This window comes from Pseudomonas sp. NPDC089734 (assembly GCF_044748865.1).
Lineage (GTDB): Bacteria > Pseudomonadota > Gammaproteobacteria > Pseudomonadales > Pseudomonadaceae > Aquipseudomonas.
The window spans coordinates 1-13,569 of sequence record NZ_JBIVGV010000029.1; the positions used below are offsets into that span (position 1 = coordinate 1).

General features: G+C 59.7%; 8 protein-coding genes and 1 pseudogene. All 9 read left to right on the forward strand.

From position 1 onward, the window contains the following. Positions 1-78 precede the first annotated feature (78 nt). Positions 79-198 (forward strand): annotated as a pseudogene (gene rpsR, locus ACIPY9_RS23835) (30S ribosomal protein S18); the annotation flags it as partial. 37 nt (positions 199-235) lie between these two features. Continuing rightward, positions 236-1,126, forward strand: coding sequence for a hypothetical protein (locus ACIPY9_RS23840; protein WP_400707503.1), 891 nt, complete (start codon positions 236-238; stop codon positions 1,124-1,126). 19 nt (positions 1,127-1,145) lie between these two features. Continuing rightward, complete coding sequence (rplI, locus tag ACIPY9_RS23845) at positions 1,146-1,592, forward strand: 50S ribosomal protein L9 (RefSeq protein WP_025258306.1); 447 nt, start codon at positions 1,146-1,148, stop codon at positions 1,590-1,592. Positions 1,593-1,714: 122 nt separating this feature from the next. Then, entirely contained in the window at positions 1,715-3,109 is a 1,395-nt protein-coding gene (gene dnaB / locus ACIPY9_RS23850; protein ID WP_400707506.1) for a replicative DNA helicase, read from the forward strand. A 159-nt stretch (positions 3,110-3,268) separates the two neighbouring features. Next, positions 3,269-5,578: a YgiQ family radical SAM protein gene (locus ACIPY9_RS23855; RefSeq protein WP_400707509.1), complete on the forward strand. Its 2,310-nt coding sequence runs from the start codon at positions 3,269-3,271 to the stop codon at positions 5,576-5,578. Positions 5,579-5,869: 291 nt separating this feature from the next. After that, complete coding sequence (locus tag ACIPY9_RS23860) at positions 5,870-9,145, forward strand: DUF2126 domain-containing protein (protein WP_400707512.1); 3,276 nt, start codon at positions 5,870-5,872, stop codon at positions 9,143-9,145. A 104-nt stretch (positions 9,146-9,249) separates the two neighbouring features. Further along, positions 9,250-11,748 (forward strand): circularly permuted type 2 ATP-grasp protein, encoded by a 2,499-nt coding sequence (locus tag ACIPY9_RS23865; protein ID WP_400707515.1) that lies wholly within the window; start codon positions 9,250-9,252, stop codon positions 11,746-11,748. Beyond that, positions 11,748-12,641, forward strand: a complete 894-nt coding sequence (locus ACIPY9_RS23870) for a transglutaminase N-terminal domain-containing protein (RefSeq protein WP_400707518.1) — start codon at positions 11,748-11,750, stop codon at positions 12,639-12,641. Before ACIPY9_RS23865 ends, ACIPY9_RS23870 begins: the two co-directional genes overlap by 1 nt. 340 nt (positions 12,642-12,981) lie before the next feature. Beyond that, a complete protein-coding gene (azu, locus tag ACIPY9_RS23875) occupies positions 12,982-13,428 on the forward strand; it encodes an azurin (protein WP_400707521.1) in 447 nt (148 codons plus the stop codon). Positions 13,429-13,569 lie beyond the last annotated feature (141 nt).

Consider the following 13,569-nt stretch of genomic DNA (forward strand, 5'->3'; position numbering starts at 1 on the left):
TGTGCCAGACAAACCCGGCCGGGACCGGAAACTGCATGGGCGTGACGTCCGCGACGCCTTGACGACGCAGCAGATAGTAAAATCGTTCCAAGCCGCATCACCGGTACCAAAGCTCGTTATCAGCGTCAGCTGGCCACCGCTATCAAGCGCGCCCGCTTCCTGGCCTTGCTGGCCTACACCGACAGCCACGGCCGCTGAGACCGGGTAGTCGACAAAGTAGTAAGGGATCGAATGCATGCGTGCCTTGGCTGAATTCATCATGCGGGGACGTGTGCAGGCCACGCTGGTCGTGGTCGGATCTGCGGCATTGCCGCTGTTGTTCTGGTTGAGTGCCGCTGCGGCTAGTCTTGCGCTACTGCGGCGCGGTTCGGACGCCTTGGGCGTCATTGGTGCGGGAGTGTTGTCAGCACTGGTTTGCTGCTTCCTCCTGAAAGATCCCACAGCCCTGCTGGTGCTGTTGGGAGCTTGTGGCCTGTCGCTGGTTTTGCGCGCAGGTCATTCCTGGAATCGCGTGCTGCTGGTCAGCGTGGCAGTCGGGTTGTTGTGTGCAGTGAGCCTTGGGACGTTATTCAGCCCAATGGTCGATAGTCTGGCGCGTGAGTTCGAGAGAGTCATGCCCCAGGCCTTCGGTGAGGTCTACGAGAAACTCTCGGTCGACCAGCGAGCGTCCCTCGCTTCACTGACTGTGCCACTCATTATCGGTTCGATGGCGGTCATGTTTCAGGTTTTCAGTGTGTCGTGCCTGATTCTTGGGCGCTACTGGCAAGCGTTGTTGTACAACCCGGGTGGTTTTGGTCGCGAATTTCGCCAGATCAGAATCCCCAAGGGACTGGCGTTGTTGCTGCTGGCAGTCATGTTTGTGGGGCCGTTTTTCGGTGCACAGATGTTGATTCTCCTGCCGTTGTGCAGCATACCGCTGGTCTTCGCCGGGCTGGCCCTGATTCATTGGCTGGTGGCGCAAGAAAGGCTGGCCGGTTTCTGGCTGGTGGGTTTGTACGTGACGCTGATGCCATTCATGCACCTGATAGGTCCGTTGCTCGTGGTTACGGCCATTGTCGACAGCCTGATTGATTTTCGCGGTCGTCTTGGATCGAAGGATCCGGATAACGCGAGCGGTGAAGGTTAAAAGTTAAGAGGATTTTCACATGCAACTGATCCTTCTGGAAAAAGTCGCCAACCTGGGCAACCTGGGCGACAAAGTAAACGTTAAGGCCGGCTACGGTCGTAACTACCTGCTGCCATACGGCAAAGCAACCGCTGCAACCGCTGCCAACCTGGCTGCGTTTGAAGAGCGTCGTGCAGAGCTGGAAAAACTGGCTGCAGAGAAAAAGGCTTCTGCCGAAACTCGCGCTGCCCAACTGGCTGAGCTGGAAGTGACCATCACTGCCACCGCTGGCGACGAAGGCAAGCTGTTCGGCTCGATCGGCACTCACGACATCGCTGACGCACTGACCGCTTCTGGCGTTGAAGTTGCGAAAAGCGAAGTTCGTCTGCCGAACGGCACTATCCGTAACGTCGGCGAATACGACGTTGCCGTGCACCTGCACAGCGACGTAGAAGCGACCGTTCGCGTTGTCGTGGTAGCTGCTTAAGCAGTCCAATCGTCTGGCGGCTTGCCCGCTAGAGGATTAACATCAGGCACGATCCTGTTTTACAGGTCGTGCCTTTTGTCTTTCTGTCAGCTCCATTCTGTAAACCTCGAATTCAAGTGGCCATGAACGATATTTCCGCCCCCGAGCAATACGATCTGCAAACCGCTGCCCTCAAGGTGCCTCCACATTCCATCGAGGCCGAACAGGCTGTGCTCGGTGGTCTGATGCTGGACAACAACGCCTGGGAGCGCGTGCTCGATCAAGTATCCGATGGCGATTTCTACCGACATGACCACCGTCTGATCTTCCGTGCCATTGCCCGGCTGGCGGACCAGAACAGCCCGATTGACGTGGTCACCCTGTCCGAGCAACTGGACAAGGAAGGCCAGACCTCACAGGTCGGCGGTCTGGCCTACCTCAGTGAGCTGGCGAAGAACACGCCGTCGGTCGCGAACATCAAGGCTTATGCCCAGATCGTGCGCCAGCGGGCCACCCTGAGGCAGTTGATCGGCATCAGCAACGAAATTGCCGACAGTGCGTTCAACCCTGAAGGTCGTACCGCCGAGGAGATCCTCGACGAGGCCGAACGGCAGATCTTCCAGATCGCCGAAGCACGCCCCAAAACGGGCGGGCCGGTGGGGGTCAACGACCTGCTGACCAAGGCCATCGATCGTATCGACACGCTGTTCAACAGCAATAACGCGATTACTGGCCTGTCCACCGGTTATACCGACCTGGACGAAAAGACCAGTGGTCTGCAACCGGCCGACCTGATCATCGTCGCCGGTCGTCCGTCCATGGGTAAGACCACGTTCGCCATGAACCTGGTGGAAAACGCGGTGCTGCGCAGCGACAAGGTCGTGCTGGTCTACTCGCTGGAGATGCCAGGCGAATCGTTGATCATGCGTATGCTGTCCTCCCTGGGGCGCATCGATCAGAGCAAGGTGCGGGCCGGTCAGCTGGACGATGACGACTGGCCACGCCTGACATCGGCCGTGAACCTGCTCAATGACCGCAAGCTGTTCATCGATGACACCGCAGGTATCAGCCCGTCCGAGATGCGCGCGCGTACTCGCCGGGTGGCCCGTGAGCACGGTGATATCGCGATGATCATGATCGACTACCTGCAGTTGATGCAGATCCCGGGTTCCGGCGGTGACAACCGTACCAACGAGATTTCCGAGATTTCCCGCTCCTTGAAAGCCCTGGCCAAGGAGTTCAACTGCCCGGTCATCGCGCTCTCGCAGCTCAACCGCTCTCTGGAGCAGCGGCCTAACAAGCGCCCCATCAACTCCGACTTGCGTGAATCCGGAGCGATCGAGCAGGACGCCGACGTCATCATGTTCGTGTATCGCGACGAGGTGTATCACCCGGAGACCGAGTACAAGGGCGTCGCCGAGATCATTATCGGTAAGCAGCGTAACGGTCCGATCGGGACGTCCCGTCTGGCGTTCATCGGTAAATACACCCGTTTCGAGAACCTGGCACCGGGCAGTTACAACTTCGAGGACGAGTGATTTCCGGTTTCGACGGGGGCGAATTCATTCGCGAATGAATTCGCTTCTGCGTCAGTTTTTCTGTAAACGACTAATCCGACCATCCTCGTCGGATTTGGTTATTTTTTGTGCTATATTCCGCGCCCGCGATTTTTCCAACGTGCAAACGTAGGTCCTGACATGCAAGCAGCCAAGCCGTTATTTGACTATCCCAAGTACTGGGCCGAATGTTTCGGACCAGCACCTTTCCTGCCCATGAGCCGGGAAGAGATGGATCTGCTTGGCTGGGATTCCTGCGATGTCATCATCGTGACGGGCGATGCGTATGTGGACCATCCGTCTTTCGGCATGGCAATCATCGGCCGGTTGCTGGAGTCGCAAGGGTTCCGTGTAGGGATCATTGCGCAGCCCAACTGGCAGTCCAAGGACGACTTCATGAAGCTCGGCGAGCCGAATCTGTTCTTCGGTGTCGCGGCAGGCAACATGGACTCGATGATCAACCGCTACACCGCCGACAAGAAGACCCGTTCCGACGACGCCTACACGCCGGGCGGTCTGGCCGGCAAGCGCCCGGATCGTGCCAGTCTGGTCTACAGCCAGCGCTGCAAGGAGGCCTACAAGCACGTGCCGATCGTGCTGGGTGGCATCGAAGCCTCGCTGCGCCGCATTGCGCACTATGACTACTGGCAGGACAAGGTCCGTAACTCGATCCTGATCGATGCCTGCGCCGATATCCTGCTCTACGGCAACGCCGAACGGGCGATCGTCGAAGTTGCCCAGCGTCTGTCCTATGGGCACAGGATCGAAGACATCACCGATGTGCGCGGCACGGCATTCATTCGTCGTGACACGCCAGAGGGCTGGTACGAAGTCGACTCCACGCGTATCGACCGTCCGGGCAAGATCGACAAGATCATCAACCCGTACGTGAACACCCAGGATACCCAGGCCTGTGCCATCGAGCAGGAAAAAGGCCCGGTAGAGGACCCGAACGAAGCCAAGGTGGTGCAGATCCTGGCCAGCCCGCGCATGACCCGTGACAAGACCGTCATTCGTCTGCCTTCGGTGGAAAAAGTACGCAACGATGCGGTCCTGTATGCCCACGCCAACCGCGTGCTGCACCTGGAAACCAACCCCGGCAATGCCCGGGCACTGGTGCAGAAGCATGGCGAGGTAGACGTCTGGTTCAACCCGCCACCCATTCCGATGACCACCGAGGAAATGGACTACGTGTTCGGCATGCCTTATGCGCGTGTTCCGCACCCGGCGTACGGCAAGGAGAAAATCCCGGCCTACGACATGATCCGTTTTTCGGTCAACATCATGCGGGGCTGTTTCGGTGGCTGTACCTTCTGCTCGATCACGGAGCATGAAGGCCGGATCATCCAGAACCGCTCCGAAGATTCGATCATTCGGGAAATCGAAGAAATTCGCGACAAGGTGCCAGGTTTTACCGGCGTGATCTCCGACATGGGCGGCCCGACCGCAAACATGTACCGCATCGCCTGCAAAAGCCCGGAAATCGAGTCTGCATGCCGCAAGCCGTCCTGCGTCTTCCCCGGCATCTGCCCGAACCTGAACACCGATCATTCGGCACTGATCCAGTTGTATCGCAGTGCCCGTGCCTTGCCGGGCGTGAAGAAGATCCTGATCGCATCGGGCCTGCGCTACGACCTCGCGGTCGAGTCGCCGGAGTACGTCAAGGAGCTGGTGACCCACCACGTGGGCGGTTACCTGAAGATCGCCCCGGAACATACCGAGGAAGGTCCGCTCAACCAGATGATGAAACCGGGCATTGGCAGCTATGAAAAATTCAAGCGCATGTTCGAGAAGTACTCCAAAGAGGCGGGCAAGGAGCAGTACCTGATTCCTTACTTCATCGCGGCTCACCCGGGCACCACCGATGAAGACATGATGAACCTGGCGCTGTGGCTCAAGAACAATGGTTTCCGTGCCGACCAGGTGCAGGCGTTCTACCCCTCGCCAATGGCGTCGGCCACCGCCATGTACCATTCGGGCAAGAACCCGCTGCGCAAGGTCACCTACAAGAGCGACGGGGTCACAATCGTCAAGAGCGAAGCCCAGCGTCGTCTGCACAAGGCGTTCCTGCGTTATCACGATCCCAAGGGCTGGCCGATGCTGCGCGAAGCGCTGGAGCGCATGGGGCGTGCCGACCTGATCGGTCCGGGCAAGCATCAGCTGATTCCTCTGCATCAGCCAGCGACCGACAGCTACCAGAGCGCCCGTCGCAAGAACTCGACGCCTGCCGGCAGCCACAAGGTTGGCAAGAATACCCGGACCACGCTGATCCAGACCCAGCACACGGGGCTGCCGCCACGCGGCAGCGATGGCAGCAAGCCCTGGGACAAGCGCGAAGAAGCCAAGGCCGCCGCGCAGGCCCGCAACAAGCAGGCTGCCAGGGAGCGTATGGAAGCTGCCAAAGGCGGGAAGGGCAAGAAGCCAGCCCGCAAGCCTGTAGTGCCTCGCTAAAAGCCCCTACCGGTTGCTGTAGGAGCGAATTCATTCGCGAATAGAGGGTGTTCCCGCAAACATCTTGCGTCTGGGATGCCGTCTTCGCGGATAAATCCGCTCCTACAGGGTCAGTGTGGGAGCGAATTCATTCGCGAATCCATGCTCTGCTTCATTTGCGTGCGCTATTGGCGCGATTTTGGTGCTGTGCTTAGCTGATTACTCGCTTCAGTAATCGCTGGCGCAGGCTTTGCTCCGCATGGCATAAGTCTTGCGCGGTTGATTGACCGTCCAGGCCGCAGGAGGCACGCCGTGTCGATTCATATTGCCTTGCACCATGTCACGCATTACCGCTATGAACGTGCTGTTGAGCTGGGCCCTCAGATTGTCCGTCTACGTCCGGCCGCTCATAGCCGAACCCGTGTGCTGTCATACTCCCTCAAGGTCTTGCCTGAAGGTCATTTCATCAACTGGCAGCAGGACCCCCAAGGCAATTATCTGGCGCGTCTGGTATTCCCCGAAAAAACCAGAGAGCTGCGTGTCGAAGTCGATCTGGTCGCCGAGATGGCGGTGTTCAACCCTTTCGATTTCTTTCTTGAGCCTTACGCGGAAAAGATCCCGTTCGCCTATACCAGCGATGAGCAGCGCGAGCTGGCCCCGTATCTGGAAAAACTGCCACTTACGCCACGCTTTGCAGACTATCTGGCCAGCATCAGCCGCGAGCCTGTGCCTTCCATCGACTTTCTGGTGGCGCTCAATCAGCGTCTGAATCGAGACATCGATTACCTGATTCGCATGGAGCCGGGCGTACAGAGCCCGGAACTCACTCTGACAAATGCTTCAGGCTCTTGCCGCGATTCGGCCTGGCTGCTGGTGCAGTTGTTGCGTCATCTGGGCCTGGCTGCGCGATTCGTGTCGGGCTATCTGATTCAGCTCAAGGCCGATGTCGAAGCGCTGGACGGGCCATCCGGTACGGATGTCGACTTCACCGACCTGCATGCCTGGTGCGAGGTCTATCTGCCCGGTGCAGGTTGGGTCGGGCTGGATGCGACGTCCGGTCTGTTTGCGGGAGAAGGGCATATTCCCCTGGCCTGCAGCCCGGAGCCGTCTTCGGCGGCACCTATCAGCGGGCTGGTCGAACCTTGTGAAACCGACTTCCGCCATGACATGTCGGTTGAGCGTATCTGGGAGGCGCCGCGTGTCACCCAGCCTTATACCGAAGAACAGTGGCAGGAGATTCAAGCACTCGGCCATCAGATCGACGCTGATCTGACCCGTGACGATGTGCGCCTGACCATGGGAGGCGAACCCACGTTCGTCTCTATCGATGACCGTGATGGCAGTGAATGGAACACCGCCGCGCTCGGGCCGAACAAGCGTGCGCTGTCGGCCGGGCTGTTTCAGCGGATGCGGGCGCATTACGCCCCCAGGGGTATCGTGCATTTCGGTCAGGGCAAGTGGTATCCCGGTGAGCAATTGCCGCGATGGTCGCTCAACTGTTTCTGGCGCAAGGACGGCAAGCCGGTCTGGAACAACGATGAGCTGATTGCCGATGAGCGCCGTGATTATGGTGCGACGGGTGAGCTGGCCGGGCGTTTTCTGAGCAGCGTTGCCGAGCGCTTGAAACTGCCGACTCGCTTTGTCTTTCCCGCCTACGAGGACAATCTCTATTACCTGTGGCGTGAGGGCGCATTGCCTGTAAACGTGACGGCCGAAGACTCCCGTTTGAGCGATGAGCTGGAGCGGGCACGCTTGCGCAAGGTTTTCGAGCAGGGGCTGGACAAGATCATCGGTCAGGTCTTGCCTCTGGCGCGTACGGCGGCGGGGGACCGCTGGCAAAGCGGCCGCTGGTATTTGCGTGACACTCACTGTCGACTGGTGCCGGGGGATTCTGCGCTGGGTTATCGCCTGCCGCTGGCTTCGCAGCCCTGGGTCAAGGCGGCGGAGTACCCGTTCATTCACCCCACCGACCACAATCAGGATTTTCCGGAGCTGCCTGAGCACGGCGAGCTGCATTCTGCCGAGTCACTCGATACCGACAGGCCGCAGCCTGCCATCGACCAGTCCGCCGACTGGCTGACCCGTACGGCCTTGTGTGCCGAAGCGCGGGAAGGGCGTCTGTACCTGTTCATGCCGCCGCTGCAAAAGCTGGAAGAGTATCTGGAGCTGGTGGAAGTGATCGAGGCCACGGCCGAAGAGCTGAAATGTCCGGTATTGCTGGAAGGTTATGAGCCGCCCAGCGATCCGCGCCTGAGCAATTTCCGCATCACGCCTGATCCGGGCGTGATCGAAGTCAATGTGCAGCCTTCTTCCTCCTGGGATCAGTTGGTGGAGCGCACCGAGTTTCTCTATGAACAAGCACGCCTGACGCGCCTGACCACCGAAAAGTTCATGATCGACGGTCGTCATACCGGTACAGGCGGCGGCAATCACTTCGTTCTGGGGGGCGCGACGCCGGCGGACTCGCCTTTCCTGCGACGTCCCGATCTGTTGCGCAGCCTGATCAGCTACTGGCATAACCATCCGTCCCTGTCGTACCTGTTTTCCGGTCTGTTCATCGGCCCGACGTCACAGGCGCCCCGGATCGATGAGGCGCGTAACGACTCGCTCTATGAAATGGAAATCGCCTTTGCGCAAATGCCAAAGCCGGACGAGGAGGTCGCTCCCTGGCTGATCGACCGCCTGCTGCGCAACTTGTTGATCGATGTGACGGGCAACACCCATCGGGCCGAGTTCTGCATCGACAAACTGTATTCGCCGGAGGGGGCGACGGGGCGTCTGGGGCTGCTGGAACTGCGGGCCTTTGAAATGCCGCCTCATGCCCGCATGAGCCTTGCCCAGCAGTTATTGCTGCGGGCTCTGGTGGCCCGCTTCTGGCGCGAGCCTTATGCACCGGCGAAGCTGGCACGCTGGGGGACGGAGCTGCATGACCGCTTCATGCTGCCGTACTTCATCGAGCAGGATTTTGCAGAGGTCATTGCTGAACTCAATGTCGCCGGATATCCCCTGCAGGCCGACTGGTTTGCCGCGCACCTTGAGTTCCGATTCCCGAAAGTGGGCGATTACGCGGTCAATGGCATCGAGCTGGAGTTGCGTCAGGCGCTGGAGCCCTGGCATGTGCTGGGCGAAGAGGGCTCGGGCGGCGGTGCGGTGCGCTATGTCGATTCGTCTCTGGAGCGTTTGCAGGTTCGGGTCAACGGCATGCCGCCGCAACGTTACAGGCTGACCTGCAATGGCGTACCGGTGCCGCTGCAACCCACCGGGCGGACAGGGGAGTTCGTGGCGGGGGTTCGTTATCGTGCGTGGCAGCCTGCCAGTTGCCTGCAACCGACCATCGGGGTCCATGCGCCGCTGGTCTTCGATCTGGTCGATACCTGGATGCATCGCTCGGTCGGGGGCTGCGAGTATCATGTCGCCCATCCGGGTGGCCGTAACTATGAAACCTTGCCGGTCAATGCCAACGAAGCGGAAAGCCGGCGCCTGGCACGGTTTTTCCGTGTGGGGCATACGCCGGGCAAACGGGAGGTCCCGGCGCTCAATATTAACGATGAACTGCCGATGACGCTGGATATGCGTCTGCACTCATAAAAGTAAAAGCGGCTCAGTCAGTTGGATGCACACGGAGGTGTCCACATCGGTGTGACATCTGACTGCGCTAATCTGAAGTCCTTATGCCGTTTGCCGAGCCTTCCATGCCCGACCTGCTAGACCGTTACCCGCTTTTCGAGGGGACCTATCACGAGATGCTCGATGCCAGTGGTGCCGTCCGGCCCCACTGGCAGCGTTTGTATGAACATATGCAGCGCAGCACGTCTGCGCAGTTGATTCAGCGTCAGGCGCTGTTGACCCGGCAGATCCAGGAAAACGGCGTGACCTATAACGTCTATGCCGATCCCAAGGGGGCTGATCGTCCCTGGGAGCTTGATCTGCTGCCGCATGTGATTGCGGACGATGAATGGCAGCATGTCGCGGCAGGCATTGCGCAGCGTGCCCGTTTGCTCAATGCCGTGCTCGCGGACCTGTATGGGCCGCAGACTCTGATTGCCAATGGCCTGTTGCCCGCCGAGCTGGTGTTTGGCCATAACAACTTTCTGTGGCCTTGCCAGGGTATCAGACCACCGGAAGGCACTTTCCTGCACATGTACGCTGCCGATCTGGCCCGCACGCCAGACGGTCAATGGTGGGTGACGGCCGACCGTACCCAGGCGCCTTCCGGTGCCGGTTATGCACTGGAGAACCGGCAGATCGTTGCGCGGACTCTGCCGGAGGCCTATCGCGATCTGCAGGTCAGGCATCTGTCGGGTTTCTTCGGGGCCTTGCAGCAGACGCTTGTCCGTCAGGCCCCTACCAGCACCGACTCGCCACTGGTGGTGCTGCTGACGCCCGGTCGTTTCAATGAAAGCTATTTCGAGCACCTGTATCTGGCTCGCCAACTGGGCTACCCGTTGGTCGAGGGCAGCGACCTGACCGTGCGTGACGCCACGGTCTATCTGAAGACCCTCAGCGGCCTGCGCCGGGTCCACGCGATCATGCGCCGTCTGGACGATGACTTCTGTGACCCTCTGGAACTGCGCACCGACTCTGCACTGGGGGTGCCGGGCTTGCTGGAGGCGGTACGCCAGGGGAATGTGCTGGTCGCCAATGCACTGGGTAGTGGCGTGCTGGAGTCGCCAGGGTTGCTGGGTTTCCTGCCGAAGATCAGTCAGTACCTGTTCGGTGAGGACCTGATCCTGCCTTCGGTCGCCACCTGGTGGTGCGGCGAGCCGCCGGTTCTGGCTCAGGCGCTGGAGAAGCTTCCCGAACTGCTGATCAAGCCGGCATTCCCCTCGCAACGTTTCGCACCGGTCTTCGGTCGCGATTTGAACGAAGAGCAGCGCAAGGTGCTGGCTGAGCGCATGCAGGCCAGGCCGTATGCGTATGTCGCTCAGGAGTTGGCGCAGTTGTCTCATGCGCCGGTTCTTCAGACGGATGGACAAGGGCTGCAACCGCGTGCCATCGGGATGCGGGTGTATGCCGTGGCGGGTATGGACGGGTATCGCGTGTTGCCCGGAGGGCTGACCCGTGTGGCCGCCGAAGCCGATGCCGACGTGATCTCCATGCAGCGTGGCGGTGCCAGCAAGGACACCTGGGTATTGGGTGAGCATTATTCCCATCTTGGAGAGCCGTGGAAGGGGCAACGACCGCTGGGGGTCTACGACCTGATTCGCCGCGACCCGTACCTGCCGTCCCGTGTCGTGGAAAACCTGTTCTGGTTCGGGCGTTATTGCGAGCGTTGCGATGACAGCGCCCGTTTATTGCGGATCATGCTGACGCGCTATATCGATGGCGATGATCCCCAGGCCTTGCAGGCTGCCGTGGAACTGGCCGAGAGCCTGAACCTGCTGCCGGAGGCGAAGGAAGGTGAGGAACTGCCTGATCGTCTGCTCACGGCCCTGATGGGCGAAGAGTGGCCTTTCAGCCTGCGCTCCAATCTGCAACGCATGCAGTGGGCGGCGTCTCAGGTGCGGGGCAAGCTTTCCAGGGAAAACTGGCAGGCACTGGTCGAATTGCAACGCGAAGCCACAAGCCTGGAAACCCGTGAGCCGGATTTCGGTGAACTGCTGGATTTCCTCAACCGTCTGGTCATGTCGCTGGCGGCCTTGTCCGGGTTTGCCCTGGACGACATGACCCGTGACGAAGGCTGGAGCTTCCTGATGATCGGGCGTCGTATCGAGCGCCTGAAGTTTCTCAGCTCAAGCCTTGCGGCCTTTCTGCGCGCGGCGGCGACCTCCGATCAGTCGGGGCTGGACTGGCTGCTGGAGCTGGGCAACAGCAGCATTACCTATCGCTCGCGCTACATGGCCATTCCGCATCTGATTCCGGTGCTGGACCTGTTGCTGCTCGATGAGCAGAACCCTCACGCGGTACTGTTTCAGCTCAAGCAGGTCGAGCGCTCGCAGCGACGTCTGAACGACGATTTCGGTGCGCCTTGCGACAGAAGCCTTGCGGTCCTGATACCGCGTCTGTCCAACTTCGATCTTGGCAGCCTGGAGAACCCCTTGTTCGGTGAAAGCAGTACCCGTGCGGTGCTTGAAGGTCTGGCAGACCTTCTGCAGACCATTGGCGATACCAGCGGGCAGGTTTCCGACCGGCTTGCGCTGCGCCACTTCGCCCATGTCGATGATGTCAGCCAGCGTACGGTGTCCGTCTGATGAGTGCCCATTACCAGATCCTTCACGACACTCACTACAAATACGACAACCCTGTGTCGCTGGCGCAACAACTGGCGCATTTATGGCCACGTAACAACCCGTGGCAGCGCTGCATCGAGCAGCATCTCGAGATCCTGCCGACGCCCACGACGCGTCGGGATGAGCTGGATGTATTCGGTAACCCGCTGACTCGCCTTGCCTTCGAGCGCCCCCATGACGAATTGCAGGTCAACGCCCGGCTGCGAGTGGAGGTGCTGGCCCGTCCGGTGCTGGATTTCAACCTTTCCCCGGCCTGGGAAGTGACCCGTAGTGCTCTGACGTACGGAGCCTTTCCGATGACCTCCGATATTCTCGAGGCCTGTCGGTATCGTTTCGAGTCGCCTTATGTGCATCTCAAGCGTTCGTTCGCCGAGTTCTCGGAAGACTGCTTCCCGCCGGGGAGGCCTTTGCTGCTGTGCGTACAGGCCTTGATGGAGAAAATCTTCGAGGAGTTCACCTTCGACGGCGAGGCCACGCAAGTGGCGACACCGCTGGTGGAGGTGCTGGAAAGACGCCGGGGTGTCTGTCAGGACTTCGCTCACCTGATGCTGGCGTGTCTGCGTTCTCGCGGCCTGGCGGCGCGTTATGTCAGCGGTTACCTGCTGACCCAGCCGCCTCCCGGTCAGCCGAGGCTTATCGGGGCCGATGCTTCCCATGCGTGGGTGTCGGTCTTCTGTCCGGCCTCCGGCTGGGTCGATTTCGACCCGACCAACAATATCCAGCCCGCGCTGGAACACATCTGCCTGGCCTGGGGGCGCGACTTCTCCGATGTTTCCCCCTTGCGCGGTGTGATTCTGGGGGGCGGAAGTCATGATCCCGAAGTCCGGGTGACCGTGATGCCGCTCAGTGATTAATTAGCTGGGCTCGCAAATCGTTCATTAAGCGATCAGGTTGTGTGCCGGACACGGTCATAGGTATCGTGCGGGCAGCTTGCGCTGGCTCCGCAGGCATAAGCGGCCAGCAAACTGCGAAACAGGCTATTGAGCGGCATGATGGATTCTCCGTGATGGGCGATGTGCCGATGGTAGAGAGGTCCGGGCCGACTGGCTGTTTGATTGTTTCGATGGTGGCGATAGCCAGCCTTTGATTGATAAGTACCCCTTGAGAGTCCTTTTGACGCAGGTCATTGGAACCTGACCCTGAATCGGGCAGTCTCTCACCACATTAATGAAGCACCCTGCCCTGGAGATTCATATGATTCGCAAGCTTGTAGCTGTTTCACTGTTGACGCTGGCCAGCGGTCAGTTGTTGGCTGCCGAATGCTCGACCACTGTCGACTCGACTGACCAGATGATGTTCAACACCAAAGCCATCGAAATCGACAAGAGCTGCAAGACGTTCACCGTCAATCTCGAGCACTCCGGCAGCCTGCCGAAGAACGTCATGGGCCATAACTGGGTCTTGAGCAAAGAGGCTGACGCACAAGCCATCGCTACTGACGGCCTGGGTGCCGGTATCGACAAGCAGTACCTGAAAGAAGGCGATACCCGTGTGATCGCTCACACCAAGGTGATTGGGGCCGGTGAGAAAGACTCCGTGACCTTCGACGTATCGAAGCTCAATCCAGCCGAGAAATACCTGTTCTTCTGCTCGTTCCCGGGCCACATCAGCATGATGAAAGGCACCGTCACGCTCAAGTGACGGCCTTTTCGCGAATGAATTCGCTCCTACGGGGTTATGGCAGTAGGAGCGGATTCATCCGCGAAGACGGTATTTCAAGCAACGCATCTCTGCAGGTTGTACCGGCCTTTTCGCGAATGAATTCGCTCCTACGGGGTTATG

Excerpts from the sequence above, each read along its gene's own strand:
- ACIPY9_RS23840 (WP_400707503.1), top strand. The coding sequence starts at position 236 with ATGCGTGCCTTGGCTGAATTCATCATGCGGGGACGTGTGCAGGCCACG.
- rplI (WP_025258306.1), top strand. The coding sequence starts at position 1,146 with ATGCAACTGATCCTTCTGGAAAAAGTCGCCAACCTGGGCAACCTGGGC.
- dnaB (WP_400707506.1), top strand. The coding sequence starts at position 1,715 with ATGAACGATATTTCCGCCCCCGAGCAATACGATCTGCAAACCGCTGCC.
- ACIPY9_RS23855 (WP_400707509.1), top strand. The coding sequence starts at position 3,269 with ATGCAAGCAGCCAAGCCGTTATTTGACTATCCCAAGTACTGGGCCGAA.
- ACIPY9_RS23865 (WP_400707515.1), top strand. The coding sequence starts at position 9,250 with ATGCCCGACCTGCTAGACCGTTACCCGCTTTTCGAGGGGACCTATCAC.
- ACIPY9_RS23870 (WP_400707518.1), top strand. The coding sequence starts at position 11,748 with ATGAGTGCCCATTACCAGATCCTTCACGACACTCACTACAAATACGAC.
- azu (WP_400707521.1), top strand. The coding sequence starts at position 12,982 with ATGATTCGCAAGCTTGTAGCTGTTTCACTGTTGACGCTGGCCAGCGGT.